General features: G+C 45.3%; 18 protein-coding genes and 2 pseudogenes. 12 read left to right on the forward strand and 8 right to left on the reverse strand.

Annotation, left to right across the window (positions count from 1 at the left end):
* Positions 1-5 precede the first annotated feature (5 nt).
* Complete coding sequence (locus ACJHX4_RS16485; RefSeq protein ID WP_000836081.1) at positions 6-1,025, forward strand: Zn-dependent oxidoreductase; 1,020 nt, start codon at positions 6-8, stop codon at positions 1,023-1,025.
* Between the two features lie 187 nt (positions 1,026-1,212).
* Here ACJHX4_RS16485 and ACJHX4_RS16490 read toward each other — a convergent pair whose 3' ends face one another.
* The 8 genes and pseudogenes from ACJHX4_RS16490 to dicA form a co-directional block, all read right to left on the reverse strand.
* On the reverse strand, positions 1,213-2,493 hold the full coding sequence (locus ACJHX4_RS16490) for a site-specific integrase (RefSeq protein ID WP_000877001.1): 1,281 nt from the start codon (positions 2,491-2,493) through the stop codon (positions 1,213-1,215).
* A gap of 34 nt (positions 2,494-2,527) precedes the next feature.
* Positions 2,528-2,779, reverse strand: coding sequence for an excisionase family protein (locus ACJHX4_RS16495; protein WP_000005552.1), 252 nt, complete (start codon positions 2,777-2,779; stop codon positions 2,528-2,530).
* A gap of 72 nt (positions 2,780-2,851) precedes the next feature.
* On the reverse strand, positions 2,852-5,323 hold the full coding sequence (locus ACJHX4_RS16500) for an exonuclease (protein WP_001531708.1): 2,472 nt from the start codon (positions 5,321-5,323) through the stop codon (positions 2,852-2,854).
* A gap of 93 nt (positions 5,324-5,416) precedes the next feature.
* The gene (ydfD, locus tag ACJHX4_RS16505; protein ID WP_001083273.1) at positions 5,417-5,608 is read right to left on the reverse strand and encodes a lysis protein YdfD; all 192 of its coding nucleotides are present in this window, start codon (positions 5,606-5,608) and stop codon (positions 5,417-5,419) included.
* A complete protein-coding gene (gene dicB / locus ACJHX4_RS16510) occupies positions 5,605-5,793 on the reverse strand; it encodes a cell division inhibition protein DicB (RefSeq protein WP_000854559.1) in 189 nt (62 codons plus the stop codon). Before dicB ends, ydfD begins: the two co-directional genes overlap by 4 nt.
* 960 nt (positions 5,794-6,753) lie before the next feature.
* Positions 6,754-6,855: pseudogene (gene ydfB / locus ACJHX4_RS16515) on the reverse strand (protein YdfB); the annotation flags it as partial.
* Between the two features lies 1 nt (position 6,856).
* A complete protein-coding gene (locus tag ACJHX4_RS16520; protein WP_000379557.1) occupies positions 6,857-7,012 on the reverse strand; it encodes a DUF1391 family protein in 156 nt (51 codons plus the stop codon).
* Between the two features lie 166 nt (positions 7,013-7,178).
* Positions 7,179-7,586 (reverse strand): DNA-binding transcriptional dual regulator DicA, encoded by a 408-nt coding sequence (dicA, locus tag ACJHX4_RS16525; protein WP_000379970.1) that lies wholly within the window; start codon positions 7,584-7,586, stop codon positions 7,179-7,181.
* An 83-nt stretch (positions 7,587-7,669) separates the two neighbouring features.
* Here dicA and dicC point away from each other — a divergent pair, with 83 nt between their 5' ends.
* The 11 genes and pseudogenes from dicC to ACJHX4_RS16580 all read left to right on the forward strand — a co-directional run bounded on the left by dicC (position 7,670) and on the right by ACJHX4_RS16580 (position 15,196).
* On the forward strand, positions 7,670-7,900 hold the full coding sequence (gene dicC / locus ACJHX4_RS16530; protein ID WP_001531706.1) for a dicB transcriptional regulator DicC: 231 nt from the start codon (positions 7,670-7,672) through the stop codon (positions 7,898-7,900).
* Positions 7,884-8,405 carry a toxin YdaT family protein gene (locus ACJHX4_RS16535; protein ID WP_000705359.1) on the forward strand — a complete coding sequence of 174 codons (522 nt, stop codon included), beginning with the start codon at positions 7,884-7,886 and terminating at the stop codon, positions 8,403-8,405. The genes dicC and ACJHX4_RS16535 overlap by 17 nt, the downstream gene beginning before the upstream one ends.
* Positions 8,386-9,351, forward strand: a complete 966-nt coding sequence (locus ACJHX4_RS16540) for a hypothetical protein (protein ID WP_000054481.1) — start codon at positions 8,386-8,388, stop codon at positions 9,349-9,351. The genes ACJHX4_RS16535 and ACJHX4_RS16540 overlap by 20 nt, the downstream gene beginning before the upstream one ends.
* Positions 9,352-9,391: 40 nt before the next feature.
* Positions 9,392-9,769 carry a DUF977 family protein gene (locus ACJHX4_RS16545; protein ID WP_001531705.1) on the forward strand — a complete coding sequence of 126 codons (378 nt, stop codon included), beginning with the start codon at positions 9,392-9,394 and terminating at the stop codon, positions 9,767-9,769.
* Positions 9,770-10,060: 291 nt separating this feature from the next.
* A complete protein-coding gene (locus ACJHX4_RS16550) occupies positions 10,061-10,645 on the forward strand; it encodes a hypothetical protein (protein WP_001531704.1) in 585 nt (194 codons plus the stop codon).
* Positions 10,599-11,699 (forward strand): deaminase, encoded by a 1,101-nt coding sequence (locus tag ACJHX4_RS16555; protein ID WP_001531703.1) that lies wholly within the window; start codon positions 10,599-10,601, stop codon positions 11,697-11,699. Before ACJHX4_RS16550 ends, ACJHX4_RS16555 begins: the two co-directional genes overlap by 47 nt.
* Positions 11,700-12,420: 721 nt before the next feature.
* The gene (hokD, locus tag ACJHX4_RS16560; protein ID WP_000813254.1) at positions 12,421-12,576 is read left to right on the forward strand and encodes a type I toxin-antitoxin system toxin HokD; all 156 of its coding nucleotides are present in this window, start codon (positions 12,421-12,423) and stop codon (positions 12,574-12,576) included.
* Between the two features lie 216 nt (positions 12,577-12,792).
* Positions 12,793-13,044: a protein Rem gene (gene rem / locus ACJHX4_RS16565; protein WP_000980999.1), complete on the forward strand. Its 252-nt coding sequence runs from the start codon at positions 12,793-12,795 to the stop codon at positions 13,042-13,044.
* A gap of 66 nt (positions 13,045-13,110) precedes the next feature.
* Complete coding sequence (locus ACJHX4_RS16570; protein ID WP_032143834.1) at positions 13,111-13,389, forward strand: hypothetical protein; 279 nt, start codon at positions 13,111-13,113, stop codon at positions 13,387-13,389.
* 1 nt (position 13,390) lies between these two features.
* Positions 13,391-14,440: a DUF968 domain-containing protein gene (locus ACJHX4_RS16575; protein WP_001531701.1), complete on the forward strand. Its 1,050-nt coding sequence runs from the start codon at positions 13,391-13,393 to the stop codon at positions 14,438-14,440.
* A 13-nt stretch (positions 14,441-14,453) separates the two neighbouring features.
* A pseudogene (locus ACJHX4_RS16580) lies at positions 14,454-15,196 on the forward strand (antitermination protein).
* The last annotated feature ends 62 nt before the right edge of the window (positions 15,197-15,258 follow it).

Genomic DNA, 15,258 nt, shown 5'->3' on the forward strand with positions numbered 1-15,258 from the left:
AGGTAATGAAAAGCATTTTAATTGAAAAACCGAATCAACTGTCGATTATCGAACGTGAAATACCCACCCCGTCAGCGGGTGAAGTACGAGTAAAAGTGAAACTTGCCGGAATTTGTGGTTCAGATAGCCATATTTACCGTGGGCATAATCCTTTTGCGAAATATCCGCGCGTCATTGGTCATGAATTCTTTGGCGTCATTGATGCAGTGGGTGAAGGCGTGGAAAGCGCCAGAGTCGGTGAACGCGTTGCTGTCGATCCGGTGGTCAGCTGTGGGCATTGCTATCCGTGCTCTATAGGTAAGCCGAACGTTTGTACGACACTTGCTGTATTAGGTGTGCACGCTGACGGTGGTTTCAGTGAATATGCCGTGGTTCCGGCAAAAAATGCGTGGAAAATTCCTGAAGCAGTGGCCGATCAATATGCGGTGATGATCGAACCTTTTACCATTGCGGCTAACGTTACCGGTCATGGTCAACCGACTGAAAATGATACCGTTCTGGTTTACGGTGCCGGTCCAATCGGCCTGACGATCGTTCAGGTATTAAAAGGCGTCTATAACGTTAAAAATGTGATTGTTGCCGATCGCATTGATGAACGACTGGAAAAAGCGAAAGAGAGCGGGGCAGACTGGGCGATTAATAACAGCCAGACACCACTTGGCGAGATTTTCGATGAAAAAGGCATCCAACCGACATTAGTTATCGATGCCGCTTGTCATCCTTCAATCTTGAAAGAGGCCGTAACGCTGGCTTCTCCAGCGGCACGTATTGTATTGATGGGCTTCTCCAGTGAACCGTCTGAAGTGATTCAGCAAGGAATTACCGGAAAAGAACTCTCTATTTTCTCTTCACGCTTAAATGCAAATAAATTCCCGGTCGTTATCGACTGGTTAAGTAAAGGGTTAATTAAACCAGAAAAACTAATTACCCATACGTTTGATTTCCAGCATGTTGCGGATGCCATTAGTTTATTTGAACAGGATCAAAAACATTGCTGCAAAGTCTTACTCACTTTTTCTGAATAATACCAATAACGGCGAATAAGTAGTACGCATCTTACCTCTTTTTTAGAGATAACCATTATGACAATAGAAAAACACGAAAGAAGCACTAAGGATTTGGTGAAAGCAGCAGTATCGGGATGGCTGGGCACTGCGCTTGAATTTATGGATTTCAAGAGTCATTAGTGTTAACTATTTGATAAATATTAAGTTAATTTTTCATTGCTTCGTTATGGGGCATGGTTGGGGCAAACTCGCTTAACTGTGTATTTAACAAAGCTACCTGTGCATTATTGTTTTCAGACATCCATTTTCCGTATACCTGAAATACCATTTGCGCATCTGCATGGCCCATCTGGTTTGCTATAAATGCCGGGTTAGCACCAGCTGTCAGCGACCAGCAGGCATAAGTATGTCTCGACTGATATGATTTTCGATGGCGGAGTCCGGCACGTTTTATCGCTGCGTCCCACATCTGCCTTATTGAGTCAACGGTAAAATGGTCACCATAATTTTTTACTCTCGCTGACACTTCAGGTTGAAAAACAAAGGTGCATTTTTGTTTTTCTGTTCTGCCATACTCTCTGAGGTGAACATCAATGATATGCTCTTTGCTCAGTCTCGTTAATGTCATCTGACTCCGGAGAGCGTCGATTGCTGGCTTAATAAGATGAATGACCCGATTGGTTCCCGCCTGTGTTTTTGGTACCGTGAAACGGTCTTTTGCTAAATTTCTCCTGATCATCATTGTTCCATTTTTCAGATCTATGTCCTCCCATCCAAGTGCACACAGCTCACCAGGGCGAACGCCAGTATAAACAGAAACACACCATAAATTTTTTGCTTGCTGATTTCTGCACGCATCGATAAGACGGATAAATTCCTCCCGCGAAAGAGGATCCGGAATGGTTCTTGATTCCTTTAATGGCGAGATCCCCTTAAACGGATTATCTGCCAGGTAACCGTTATCAACACCAAACTGGAACACGGCGTTAAGATTTGTCATGTAATTATTTACAGTTACAGCCGATCTCCCTGGTTGTGTAACAATATAGTTACTTTTGGGGATCTGGTATCCAGTCAGTAGCTCTTTACGAACCTCCAGTAATTTTTCTTTATTAATCGATGAGGCAAGATTTTTTTCACCGATTATGCTCAGGATATTTTTGATGACGGCACGGTATGTGTTGAGTGATGTTTTGGCGACTTCAGTTTCTTTCAGTGCCAGAAATTTTTCAGCCAGTTCTTTTATGGTTAAATCTTGTCGGGCCTCACCAAATTTTTCCAGATTGCGTGAGGAGGGAAACTGTTTTGCATAGTCGAAAACACCAGTTTTTATTGCGTAACAAACAGAGGAGCGTAGTTCACCTGCAACGCGCCTGTTTTTTGCTGTGTCAGGAACCCCCAGATTTTCCCTGACTCTTACGCCTTTATAAACAAACCAGATACGTAATTTCCCTCCATGGTTTTCCACGCCTGTCGGATATTTCATTTCAACTTCTCTCATTAGTTAGTGTGGCTTTTAGTCAAGTAAGATGACGTCTTGGTCTCGCTGATGCCTGGCGCTCAATCCAGCGATCAATTTCTTCCAGGTTGTAAAAGCATGGACTGTTATCCCATGGCATACCGTCATGAGCGACATGCTTATATTCCCTTCCTTCCATAAACGATTTTTCCCGGGCCTTTTTTAACGTACCTTTTTTTATTCCTTTCAGCGCAATTAACTGCTCTTCGGATACCCATTTGCCGGGAGAGACAATCATGATTACTTCGCTCATCGATTTCTTTATCTCTTACATCAGACGAGCGCCGGTTGCAGAATACCAGTCACAACCGGCGACAGTTGAACATTAAGAATCAGCCTGACTCGGGATCAGTTTTTGCCAGATAACTGAAACGTATTTTGCCTGGTAACGGGCGTCATCAAGTGCATTATGGCGCTCACCTTCGAATGGAATAGCCGTTCTGGCATCGAAGTCTATGGCTTTCCCCAGCTCAACGATTGTGCGTACATCGCGATCGTTGTAGTAACGCCACGGGCAGGGGATCCCCTGCCGTTCGTATGAACGGCGCAAAATCGTGTTGTCGAAGTTGGCTCCATTTCCCCAAACCTGAACAAAAAATTCACCGGAGTTTTCGTCGATAAATTCCCGCAATTGTAACAGTGCATCATCTAACGGGATTTCATCGGTCATAATGGCAGATTGCGCTTCGCGTGATTGCTTAAGCCACCATTTAATGGTGTCCCGATCAATGACTCCGCCAGCAGTTTCCAGATCGATAGTCTTACTAAATTCCGGTCCCATATCTCCGGTTTGCGGATCGAAAAATATTGCACCTATTGAGATGATCGGGGCATCAGGATTTTTTCCCATGGTTTCAAGGTCGATCATTAGATGGTCACACGTCCTGCTGGTGGATGTGATTTCGTGATGACCGTTCACCTTAATTGAGTGATCTGCCGTCTCGCCAGTTTCATTATCGCTATTGTGATGCTGATTGCCGCCAGTGTTCTCCTTGTGTGGATGTTCAGCGCCTTCCATTTCCTCCGGATCATCTTCCTGAACTTCAACCTGATACTCTTCATCGAATGTTTCTTGGTATGTTGCGTCGCCCATCACCGCGCCACAATCAGGGCAGTTGCCGCCGCCGGTCTGACCGCAGGCGGTGCAGACTTTTTCCACTTCCTGTTGCGCCACTGGTTCAGGCTGTTTCGTTTCTGGCTCGTTTTGTAACGCATTTGTGCTGTTTTGTTCCGCTTTTTGGTAGTTCCGTTCCGATTCATGCTGGTTCTGGTTCACAGAATCGCGGGTCTGGATCCCCTTAACCCATTTCGGATCATTCGGGTCACTAATCCCTTCAACAAATTCACCACGTGATGCAGCAAGCAACTTATCGGCGTCAGGCTGGCTGATATTGGCTGCCTGCATAATTTTGTTTACTTCGTCAGCGGTAACTTTTATCGGCTCTGGTTGTTCTGAATCTTCAGCGGTATCTACATTTTGCGGTAAGCCCGTGTATGTGCCATTTTTTCGGGCAAAATATTCTTCTTTTGTGATTTCAGTGGCGCCAGCAGCCAGTGCCTTATCCAGACCAGAAAGTTTGTTTGCGCGACCGTATTTTTCTCCGTCCTTATCTGCGAAGAGGAAATAGAACGGCCCCTCACGCTCTACAGATGGTTCAGCTTCCGGCGCGGTTTCATTTTTTGGGATATCAGATACCTCAGTTTCCACTGCATCAGTTTGTGTTTCTGATGACTGGAGAACATCAACAGTGCCCAGGTCTGTTTCTTCATTCTCAAACACGCCCTTTGTCGTCAGGTATTCGCAGATATATTTGTTCAGTGCTATGGGATCTTTGTGAATGTCGATCGGACGCTCACGGACAAGGCCAAAAATAGTCTGGCGGTCGTAGCGAAGGGCATCAGGCTGTTTGCGCATTGATGCCGAGATACGCTTCCAGTCTTCGCGGTCGTTGTCGATAACTTCTTTTTTTGCCCAGCGATGGATGCTGCCGTCAATGTTTCCGGCATCCACATCACCAGGCCAGAGAGCGTAGGCCAGTTCGTCATCCAGTGTTTTCCATGTCTGCTTGTATTCGCGATGAATGGCAGCAATGACCGGGCTGATTTTTCCTGTTGAATTTTCAGTGTACTGTTGATTGGCTCTGGCGCGGGCGAGATCAACAACAGACGTGTATTTTCCGGTTTCCTTGCGTTCACCTTCGCGACGTTTTTTCCAGATGCGCATCTCTGCCTGAATTTCGGGCCATTTAGCACCAGGAATACATTTATGCTTAACCCACCCAATGGCGTGCAACTTAAGCTCCGGATACATGGCGTTAACTTCTGGCATTTTCATCAACGCTTCAACGATATGTCCGTCGAATGTTGCCATGTCTTCCTGCAACAATTCCTGTGCGCTAATAACCATATCAACGGTGATGTTTTCACATGTGTCGAACTTAACCATGACAGCGTTCTGTACTTCAGGGGCCAGCTTGTCAAAAGTGACGTTCATCGGATCGGATTCAGTCTCAACCGGGACAAAAGAAGCAGACTCCTCATCCCAGCGGTTTTCCTGCATATATTCAGCATCCCATGAATCGAGGGCAGGGCGGGGTATGCCAGGTTTATCCTCGCAGACAATAAATTTATAAGCGCAGTCCTGAGCAGCCGGATAATGTTCCAGGAACTGCCATTGAAATTTTGCTCGAGCACGGCGTTCGTCGCCAGCTTCAATGGCTGTGGCTACAGCCACAGCGCCTTCTTCCCTTGTTGCCAGTTCGTCAGGAATAGCGGCGCAAATAAAGACTTTACTCATTTTGTTTTAACCTCATGACAGATTTAAGGATGAACAAATCCCTGCCATTGCTGGCATATAAGAATGAAACCGGATATTTATTACGGAACTGTTTTAAAGACCTGCCGGGATTTCGATATTATCCTGGTGAATAACTTTATCGACCGGGTAACAGTTACCGGGAATTTTCTGTTCGGTTGCTGCAGTCATACACTCCTGCATTGTCCTGTGAACACTGACTGCAATATCAACTGGCTCTCCGGAAACAAGAAAAACTGTCAGAACAAGCGCAAATGCTGAATTCATTGTGCACATCCTTTTGGCATCAGACGTAAACGAGCCAGCATTGAAACAATGCATATTTTATTTAATAGCTCCCGTTCTTGTTTTCTCTTGTTAATGGCATCTTCAGTAAATACAGGGTTACTGATAGTGACACCAATTTCAAAACAACCTTCAGACGTATTAACGTTTGGTAATAACGTTTTCATTATCGCGTCCTCAACAATGAATTTTGTGATGCAGTGCCTGGTGCCTCCAGGTGACGTTAACCAGTTAACAATTAACGCCGGATACAGAGAATCCACCCATAACACTGTTTTTGGTTTTAACTGTTCCGCGTGCGCTTAGCCGCATTCACCGCATCACAAAACTCACTTTAAAAACGGCGGCAGAGCAGTCACGGAGTAAAACTGATACCGCCAAACGTCACCAGAAAATTGATAACAGAGGGCGTTGCAGCGGGGTTGTCACTTAAGCGTATGGTCAACCTGACAACTCGGTGTCCTCTACGGGGAAGGAATAACCCCGCCATACTTACCGCCGCGCCATTTCGCGGGTTGCCACAACCGGAAGCGCACGGTCGAATTAAATTTAACGACACCGTACAGTGAGACGAACTTCGCCGTGCGCTTTCGTGTTGTGTGCCTGCTTTTAACCACGTCAGGCGAGGTGGTATCCTTAAAATCACCACAGTTTTAAGGATTCATTAAGCAATGTCGCAACCACCAATAAATCCGCTTAAGAACATGAAAATTGATTACTGGTATAAAGCGCTTACAGTTGTTGGCGCTGCGTTGTTTGTCTTTAATGGAACGTCTTTTTTTGACAGATATCCCGTTGTTCCATTGGGTTTTTTGTCCTCCGGCATCTTTTTTATTGGTTTGGGGGAGTGGATTAATCACCCTCTCAAAGTGAGATTTATTGGTCCTGGAGTTTGGACTCGTGGCTATAATCGTTCTTCGTGCGCACTCGGTATCATCTTCGACATACTTGGTTGTTTCCTGATTGTTACAGGAGTCGTCAAGTTCTTCTGATGTAAAACCGCAAATGGGGCACGTAACGGGAATTTTGAAAAGCGTTTCTCCGGGTTCCAGAACAAAATTTTCTGCGGTCTGATTTTGCTTCTCATATTTGTGTTCCGCGTCATTGTGAGAGCACATTCTTATTCTGAGTGCCTGTTTAAACTCACTGAAGCTGAGAGCTTCTTCGCCTTCGGCAAGGCCTTCGAAGTATTCTTCGTAAGCCTTTTCCATGATTGTGTCGAAATCCATATCACTCACCTGAGTTTCTTTCCAGCCAGCGACGGGCACCATTTTCGGTTTTAAACGTTTTGCTTTTGGTATACGTCATCGCGGTGAACGTGCCGTCCTGGTTGGGGAACACGCCACATACCAGAGATTCGTTGTTGCCAAGATCGATAGTATCCATGCTGACCTCATTTCCCCTTAACGCCGGGGTGGCGGAACTGTTTGCTGAGAACACCGTGCGGTGTGTTGATGTAAACAAGATTAGTCATGGCTAACATATTGGTCAAGTGGTTTTGTATGTTATGGCTAACATAATTGATATAATAAAAGATAACTCATTGATGATGTTATCTTTTATTTGTCCGCTGACGGGCTTTTAGTAATTCTTCAAAGAGTTTATTGAAATTTTTTACTCGAGCTCGCATTTCGGCGAGCTGGGTATCCTGTTCTGATTCTGGCAGTGCATTAAACAGCTCAAGGAGCTCTAGTTCTTTGGGGGCTAAGGCAACCGGCTTCTCAACGGGTGGTGTTGGTTGCTTGTCTTCATCGCCAAATAGAATCCATGTTGGTGAGCATTGCAATACTTTGCTGAGGGCAAAAAGGTTCTTCCCTGTAGGTTCACTATCATCCCGTTCCCATTGTGATACAGACACATGGGAGATTTTCAGGGCTTTAGCAAGAGACCTTTGGGTGTGTTTGAGGTTTTTCCGACGATACCTAATGCGTTCGCCGATGGTTAAATTTTTTGTATCCATAGTTAGCTAATGCTAAATCGTATTGACTATGTTTTTGTTAACATCTATTTTGTTAGTCATGACTAACAAGCAAGGTGTTTTAAATGCTTAAAACTGACGCTCTTTTGTATTTCGGTTCAAAAACAAAACTTGCACAAGCAGCAGGTATTCGTTTGGCTTCGCTTTATAGCTGGAAAGGGGATTTAGTTCCCGAAGGTCGCGCGATGCGTCTACAGGAGGCATCTGGCGGGGAGCTTCAGTATGATCCCAAAGTTTATGACGAATATCGTAAGACGAAGCGGGCGGGGGGGTTGAACAATGAAAATCACTCCTGAACAGGCTCGTGAGGCTCTGGATGCCTGGATATGTCGACCAGGAATGACACAGGAGCAGGCGACGATATTAATCACTGAAGCATTCTGGGCTTTGAAAGAGCGCCCGAACATCGATGTTCAGCGTGTCACATATGAAGGTGGCGCGGTTGATCAGCGAGCGCTTAGCGTTAATCGAGTGAAGATATTCGAACGCTGGAAGGCTATCGACACCAGGGATAAGCGTGAAAAGTTCACAGCGCTAGTGCCTGCAATTATGGAGGCTATCCGGATTAGTGATTTCAGGTTGTATCGTGAAATTAGTGACGGAAAGAGTATTACGTACATGATCGCTGGGTTAAATAAAGAATATGGCGATGTGGTGGAGTCCGGACTGCTTTTTGCAGATCCTGCCGTTGTAGATCGTGAAACTGACGAACTTATAGAAAAAGCAATTGCTTTCAAGCTTGCGTATCGACAGCAATACCAACAAAAAGCTGGATGGAATTATGAGCCTTCTTTTTGCTGAACGCCCACTGGTTATAAACACACAGCTTGCGATGAAGATTGGCTTAAACGAAGCCATTGTGTTGCAGCAACTGCATTACTGGTTGAGAGATACCAATTCCGGCATGGAATGCGATGGTGTTCGCTGGATTTACAACACAACGGAACAATGGCTGGCGCAGTTCCCATTCTGGTCAGAGTCAACGTTAAAGCGCGCGTTTGCAAGTCTGAAAACGCTGGGGCTTTTGCGTTGCGAAAAGCTCAATAAATCAAAGCGCGACATGACCAATTTCTACACGATCAACTACGGGAGCGATCTTTTAGATGGTGGCAAATTGAGCGAATCCATCAGTTCAAAATGCGTCGCTCCATCAGGTCAAAATGACATGATGGAAGAGGTCAAAATGAAACGCTCCATTGGTTCAAAACGACCCAATGTCATCGGGTCAAAATGGCCCGATGATCCTACAGAGAATACAACAGAGATTACTACAGAGAATAAAAACACTTTTCGTCCGGAAGCTTTGCAACCGGACCAGCAGACGGCTGAACAGGATTTTTTAATCCGGCACCCTGACGCAGTTGTGTTTAGTGCGAAAAAACGGCAGTGGGGTAGCCAGGAGGATTTGGCGTGTGCGCAGTGGATCTGGGGGCGGATCGTGGGTCTCTACGAACAGGCCGCCAGTGATGATGGCGAGATCATGCGACCAAAAGAGCCTAACTGGACTGCCTGGGCCAATGACGTGCGCACAATGCGGATGCTGGATGGCAGAAGCCACAGACAAATTTGCGAAATGTTTGGTCGGGTACAGCGAGATCCATTCTGGGTCAAAAACATCATGAGTCCGTCAAAGCTTCGCGAAAAATGGGATGAGCTGGTTATTCGCCTGGGGCGTTCGCCAATAAAGCGTTGTGTGAATCATATTTCTGAACCGGATACCGAAATTCCGCCTGGTTTCAGGGGATAAGTGTTGATTTCAGGTCATGAGGTAATTTTAAGGGGGACTTGTGGCAAAAGTTTTTACACAAGAAGAGCGGGAAAAAATTAAAGGGCAGGTGGTGGAACTCGTGCGCCAGAGCGGTCGTGAGACGTTACGGCAACTGGAAGCCAAGACAGGTGCGACAAGATATCTGATGAGCATTCTTGCCAGAGAGCTGGTTGCCAGTTGTTATGTATACAACTCCGGCTACGCGTTATTCCCGTCTCAACAGGCACGAAAGGACTGGCAAAATGCCCGCAAAAAACTCTCTAGGGCGAAGGTGAAGAAACCCGCTGTGGTTGATCCGGACCTTATCTGGTCATTACCTGACGGAGAAATACGTCGCTACGACAGTCACCTAAACATAATCTGTCGCGAGTACCGGAGGAGTGAAGTTATTCAGTGAATATTGGCATTTTATCAGTGAATTACACGGTATTTATAGACATTTTTAGATTAAATAGCATTTGTTCATATGTGAATTGACATTTTTATGGTACAGGGAAGAACTAGTGTGGTGCCTGCTTTGTGCCAGAAGCGAACGTTGCTAACAGCGTAGTGTGTTTATCTATAGGGCGCAGGTCAAACCATCTAGTCAAAAGGATTACTAACTCAAGTTTCATGTGCAATATTACTTTGCAACATTTATCTTAATTAGCTATAAAGAGGGAAAAATACTATTAATTAGGATAAGGGCATGCAAGGCACAGCCTTAGATAAAAGTCAAGAGTTTCAACTTGTTGGGAATGATGATGTTGCCGAGCTGTCAACAATTAATGCAACTCAAGAAATAAAAGACAGTGTCACTCCAGAGATTATAATCGCACTTTGTGGGCCAATTGGTTCACCGCTACATGAGACTGCTGAGCAGATATCATTCTCGCTTAAAAAATATGGCTATAAAACATACGACATACGCTTGAGTGATCTAATCCGGATTAATTCAAAATATACATCAATTAATATTGATGAAAGCACTAATCTAAAGAAATTCAAGTCACTTATAACTGTGGGTGATAAACTTCGTGAAATTTATGGTAGTGATATTCTTGCAAAATTAGCTATTGCTAAAATTAGCGCCGAGCGTAAAAAAAACTTTGGTGAATTTGATGATATTGTTAATGAATCCAGCAAAGGGGAAGCGAGTAAGATTAAAAATCAAAAAATTTGTCATATTATTGACTCAGTTAAAAACTCTTCTGAGCTTGAGATTGTTGAAATCAATCTATGGAAAAATGATTTTCTCTATAGGTGTATTTTCCCCTTTAGAGGCAAGGCGTGAAAATCTTTCAAAAATTAATAGACTAAGCGTTGAAGATATTGCTGAACTAATCAATACTGATTCTGGTGAAGAGTTCGATCATGGGCAATCAGTTAGAGACACTTTCCCGAAGTGTGATTACTTTTTGCGGGTTGACAGTGGGTTGGCAGAGCCAGGAAATGCCGATGCTAAAGGCCAAATTCTATCTAAACTGGAACGTTTCTTTAAGCTAATTTTTAGGAGTTCAGTTATATCACCGACTGAAGAGGAAAATGCAATGTATGCAGCCACCTCAGCGGCTCGTAATTCTGCATGTCTATCAAGACAAGTTGGTGCTGCAGTAACATCTTCATCTGGAGAACTTCTTTCTACCGGTTGGAATGATGTGCCTCGTAATGGTGGTGGTCTCTATGGTAAACAATCTATCCGCTTAAAAGTTATTGATCCTGATCATCGTTGTTATACATTACAAAATAGAAATTGCTCGAATGATGCGGAAAAGAGAATATTGGCTGAAGTTGTCATTGATAGCCTTGTACAGGAAAAAATAATCCCTGTAAAAAAAAGAGAAGCGGCGATTCAAACTATTATAAAAAACTCACGATTAAAAGATTTAATAGAGTTTTCAAGAGCGGTTCATGCAGAAATGCACGCGATTCTTGGCGCATCTCGTGTGGCAGGAGAAAGAATTTTAGGCGGAAAAATATTTGTAACAACCTATCCATGTCATTCCTGCGCAAGGCATATTATCGCTTCTGGTATCTCTGAAGTATATTTTATTGAGCCGTATAGAAAAAGCTTAGCTCTTAAACTTCATTCGGATGCGATGACCGAATCAGTAATCGAGACTGATGAAAAAGTGAAATTGATACAATTTGATGGAGTAGCTCCAACTAGGTTTCTTGAGCTTTTTGAATCTGGATCTCGAAAATCTAAAGCTGGGGTGCTAGAGTTAGCGACAGAGGGTGCGGCTATGCCTGTGGATAGCGTTAGTCTCAAAGCGATTCCTAAATTAGAACAGGTAGTTATTGCTGAAGTTGATAGTAATAAACTTAACTTGTTGAGGCTTGAGTGATTTATATGAAAAAAAACGACAGAAACCAGTTGGAACTACCTATATTAACAGAAGTTAGTATAGGAACAATCCACTCGAACACGAGAAGTGTCCAACACACTGCTCAACCGTCTACATGTGAGAGTGAGTATGTCGAACTTGCAGGTTCTGAAGATATTGAGATTTATCAATCGATTAGCAACGCTTACTTCAGGGCATTATCTACTCAGAAACGTTAGTCAATTGCCATGATTTAGGCCTCGTTTTGGATAAGGTTACGAGATGGGGCGATTAGCGTCTCAATTGTTGGTGGCGATAGGTTGTAATGTCCCATTTCCACAGAAAAAATCTGACTAATTATACCTAATAGTTGTATTGAATCACTTAAGAGGCCGCCTCATATTTATCAGGACTGGTGTACGTCCAATACAGGAGGTTGTCGTGCTGGTTCTCAAGTGTGCGCTGGCTATTGCGGCTGTAATGGCAATTTATTGTCTTGCTATTGTTCTTATGGATCGCCTTTCTGACTGATTTCATATTGGCGAGGTAAAGGTAGTTAAGTAGAATGGCTGCGGGTGCTTGAGGCTATCTGCCTCGGGCATGAACACCAAAGGCAGATAGAGAAAAGCCCCAGTTAACATTACGCGTCCTGCAAGACGCTTAACATTAATCTGAGGCCAATTTCATGCTAGACACATGTAGGTTAGCCTCTTACGTGCCGGAAGGCAAGGAGAAGCAGGCTATGAAGCAGCAAAAGGCGATGTTAATCGCCCTGATCGTCATCTGTTTAACCGTCATAGTGACGGCACTGGTAACGAGGAAAGACCTCTGCGAGGTACGAATCCGAACCGGCCAGACGGAGGTCGCTGTCTTCACAGCTTACGAACCTGAGGAGTAAGAGACCCGGCGAGGGAGAAATCCCTCGCCACCTCTGATGTGGCAGGCATCCTCAACGCACCCGCACTTAACCCGCTTCGGCGGGTTTTTGTTTTTATTTTCAACGCGTTTGAAGTTCTGGACGGTGCCGGAATAGAATCAAAAATACTTAAGTAGCGCGCAGGGATAAGAGGGATGGTCCCTTAAAGGGGAGAGCTAATTATCCGGAAGGATTCTGATGATGAACATCGAAGAACTGCGTAAAATTTTTTGTGAAGATGGCCTCTATGCTGTGTGCGTTGAAAATGGAAATCTTGTTAGTCATTACCGCATTATGTGTTTGCGAAAGAATGGGGCTGCGTTAATTAATTTTGTGGATGGTCGAGTGACAGACGGATTTATCTTGCGCGAAGGTGAGTTTGTCACTTCATTACAGGCACTGAAAGAGATCGGAATAAAAGCAGGCTTTTCAGCTTTTGCAGAAGAATAAACTCATCTACAATCTTGCGCGGGGCTGAACTCCCGCTGAGTAACACCGTGCCACCGGAGAAAACCGATGGCACGCAACGTAAAATATTACAATTCTGATAATTCGCCCGTTCTTGTCTGCACGCACGAGCGGTATTCTTACGCATTCAAGTCTGAATGGTTCCAACACCCTCCATGCACTGAAGAGCAGGCTGAATGGATAATTCAGTGTTACCGCAGGCGCGGATACGAGGTTAAGAAAGCCCTTAGTCTCGACTACCGTCACTGGATAATCTCAGTCAGATTGCCTTACTCCGAACGCCCACCGCGTCCGTCCCGTACATTCCAGCAACGCATCTGGAGGTAACGTGCGGGTATTACTTCGACCTGTTCTGGTACCGGAACTCGGGCTGGTGGTCGTTAAGCCGGGCCGTGAATCCATGCCGGTATTCCACAATACCCGGGTACTAGTGGAGCCGGAACCGAAAAGCATGCGTAATCTGCCGTCCGGGGTCGTTCCTACCGTTCGCCAGCCGCTGGTGGAAGACAAAACATTGCTGCCGTTTTTCAGTAACGCACGGGTAATTCGTGCTGCTGGTGGTGCTGGTGCATTGTCTGACTGGCTGTTGCGCAATATTAAATCCTGCCAGTGGCCACACGGCGATTATCATCACAGCGAAACCGTTATTCACCGTTATGGTACCGGCGCAATGGTGTTGTGCTGGCACTGCGACAACCAGCTGCGTGACCAGACATCCGAATCACTCGAGCAACTTGCTCATCAAAACCTGTCAGCATGGATGATTGACGTCATCGGTCACGCAATAAGCGGTACGCAGGAGCGTGAATTATCTCTGGCTGAATTATCCTGGTGGGCGGTCCGCAATCAGGTGGCGGACGCGCTACCGGAAGCGGTATTACGTCGCTCGCTGGGATTACCAGCGGAAAAAAACTGCTCGGTGTACCGCGAAAGCGACATCGTACCGGGAGAGCAGACCGCCACCAGCATATTGAAACAGCGCACAAAAAATCTTGCACCGTTGCCTCACGCCCACCAGCAACAAAACCCATCACAGGAAAAGACGGTGGTAAGCATCACCGTTGATCCAGAGTCTCCGGAATCTTTCATGAAGCTGCCTAAACGTCACCGTTGGGTTAAGGAGAAATACACACGCTGGGTTAAGACACAGCCGTGTGCTTGCTGCGGTATGCCAGCCGACGATCCGCATCATCTGATTGGTCACGGGCAGGGTGGAATGGGAACCAAAGCACATGATCTCTTTGTGTTGCCTTTGTGCAGAAAGCATCACGACGAGCTGCATGCGAATACCGTGGCATTTGAAGAGAAGTATGGCTCCCAGCTGGAGCTGATATTTCGTTTTATCGATCGTGCGCTGGCAATAGGCGTACTGGCGTAAGTGGAGAACGAGCATGAACCTTGAAGCTTTACCAAAATATTACTCCCCAAAATCTCCAAAATTGAGTGATGACGCACCGGCGACAGGCTCGGGTGGTTTAACAATAACAGATGTGATGGCTGCGCAGGGGATGGTGCAGTCGAAAGCTCCGCTTGGTTTTGCCTTATTCCTGGCAAAAGTTGGTGTTCAGGATCCTCAGTTTGCGATTGAAGGTCTGCTCAATTACGCGATGGCACTGGATAACCCGACATTGAACAAATTGAGTGAAGAAATCCGGTTACAGATTATTCCTTACCTCGTGAGTTTTGCCTTTGCTGATTACTCCAGGTCTGCGGCAAGTAAGGCTCGCTGTGAGCATTGTTCAGGTACGGGATTTTATAATGTATTGCGCGAAGTGGTGAAACACTACAGACGCGGGGAATCTGTAATCAAGGAAGAATGGGTGAAGGAACTATGTCAGCATTGCCATGGTAAGGGCGAAGTCAGCACAGCGTGCAGAGGGTGTAAGGGTAAAGGGATTGTTCTGGATGAAAAAAGAACCCGGTTTCATGGCGTACCGGTATATAAGATTTGTGGGCGTTGTAATGGAAACCGGTTTAGTCGTTTACCGCACGACGTCATGTCCAGAAGCTGGTACCAGACCTGACCGATTATCAGTGGTATAAGGGGTATGCGGACGTCATTGGTAAACTGGTAACAAAGTGCTGGCAGGAAGAAGCATACGCGGAAGCGCAATTGAGGAAGGTGACGAGATAAATGATTTTTGCTGAAGATGGCGACATGATGTTTGCATTTTTCAAAAAATATGGATAAAATTT

The organism is Escherichia sp. WS2035 (assembly GCF_046487065.1).
In the GTDB taxonomy this organism is placed as follows: Bacteria; Pseudomonadota; Gammaproteobacteria; order Enterobacterales; family Enterobacteriaceae; genus Escherichia; species Escherichia coli.

What these genes read in the sequence shown, in the direction of transcription:
- ACJHX4_RS16485 (WP_000836081.1), top strand. Translation starts at nt 6, where the DNA reads ATGAAAAGCATTTTAATTGAAAAACCGAATCAACTGTCGATTATCGAA.
- ACJHX4_RS16490 (WP_000877001.1), bottom strand. Translation starts at nt 2,493, where the DNA reads ATGAAATATCCGACAGGCGTGGAAAACCATGGAGGGAAATTACGTATC.
- ACJHX4_RS16495 (WP_000005552.1), bottom strand. Translation starts at nt 2,779, where the DNA reads ATGAGCGAAGTAATCATGATTGTCTCTCCCGGCAAATGGGTATCCGAA.
- ACJHX4_RS16500 (WP_001531708.1), bottom strand. Translation starts at nt 5,323, where the DNA reads ATGAGTAAAGTCTTTATTTGCGCCGCTATTCCTGACGAACTGGCAACA.
- ydfD (WP_001083273.1), bottom strand. Translation starts at nt 5,608, where the DNA reads ATGAATTCAGCATTTGCGCTTGTTCTGACAGTTTTTCTTGTTTCCGGA.
- dicB (WP_000854559.1), bottom strand. Translation starts at nt 5,793, where the DNA reads ATGAAAACGTTATTACCAAACGTTAATACGTCTGAAGGTTGTTTTGAA.
- ACJHX4_RS16520 (WP_000379557.1), bottom strand. Translation starts at nt 7,012, where the DNA reads ATGGATACTATCGATCTTGGCAACAACGAATCTCTGGTATGTGGCGTG.
- dicA (WP_000379970.1), bottom strand. Translation starts at nt 7,586, where the DNA reads ATGGATACAAAAAATTTAACCATCGGCGAACGCATTAGGTATCGTCGG.
- dicC (WP_001531706.1), top strand. Translation starts at nt 7,670, where the DNA reads ATGCTTAAAACTGACGCTCTTTTGTATTTCGGTTCAAAAACAAAACTT.
- ACJHX4_RS16535 (WP_000705359.1), top strand. Translation starts at nt 7,884, where the DNA reads ATGAAAATCACTCCTGAACAGGCTCGTGAGGCTCTGGATGCCTGGATA.
- ACJHX4_RS16540 (WP_000054481.1), top strand. Translation starts at nt 8,386, where the DNA reads ATGAGCCTTCTTTTTGCTGAACGCCCACTGGTTATAAACACACAGCTT.
- ACJHX4_RS16550 (WP_001531704.1), top strand. Translation starts at nt 10,061, where the DNA reads ATGCAAGGCACAGCCTTAGATAAAAGTCAAGAGTTTCAACTTGTTGGG.
- ACJHX4_RS16555 (WP_001531703.1), top strand. Translation starts at nt 10,599, where the DNA reads ATGATTTTCTCTATAGGTGTATTTTCCCCTTTAGAGGCAAGGCGTGAA.
- hokD (WP_000813254.1), top strand. Translation starts at nt 12,421, where the DNA reads ATGAAGCAGCAAAAGGCGATGTTAATCGCCCTGATCGTCATCTGTTTA.
- rem (WP_000980999.1), top strand. Translation starts at nt 12,793, where the DNA reads ATGATGAACATCGAAGAACTGCGTAAAATTTTTTGTGAAGATGGCCTC.
- ACJHX4_RS16570 (WP_032143834.1), top strand. Translation starts at nt 13,111, where the DNA reads ATGGCACGCAACGTAAAATATTACAATTCTGATAATTCGCCCGTTCTT.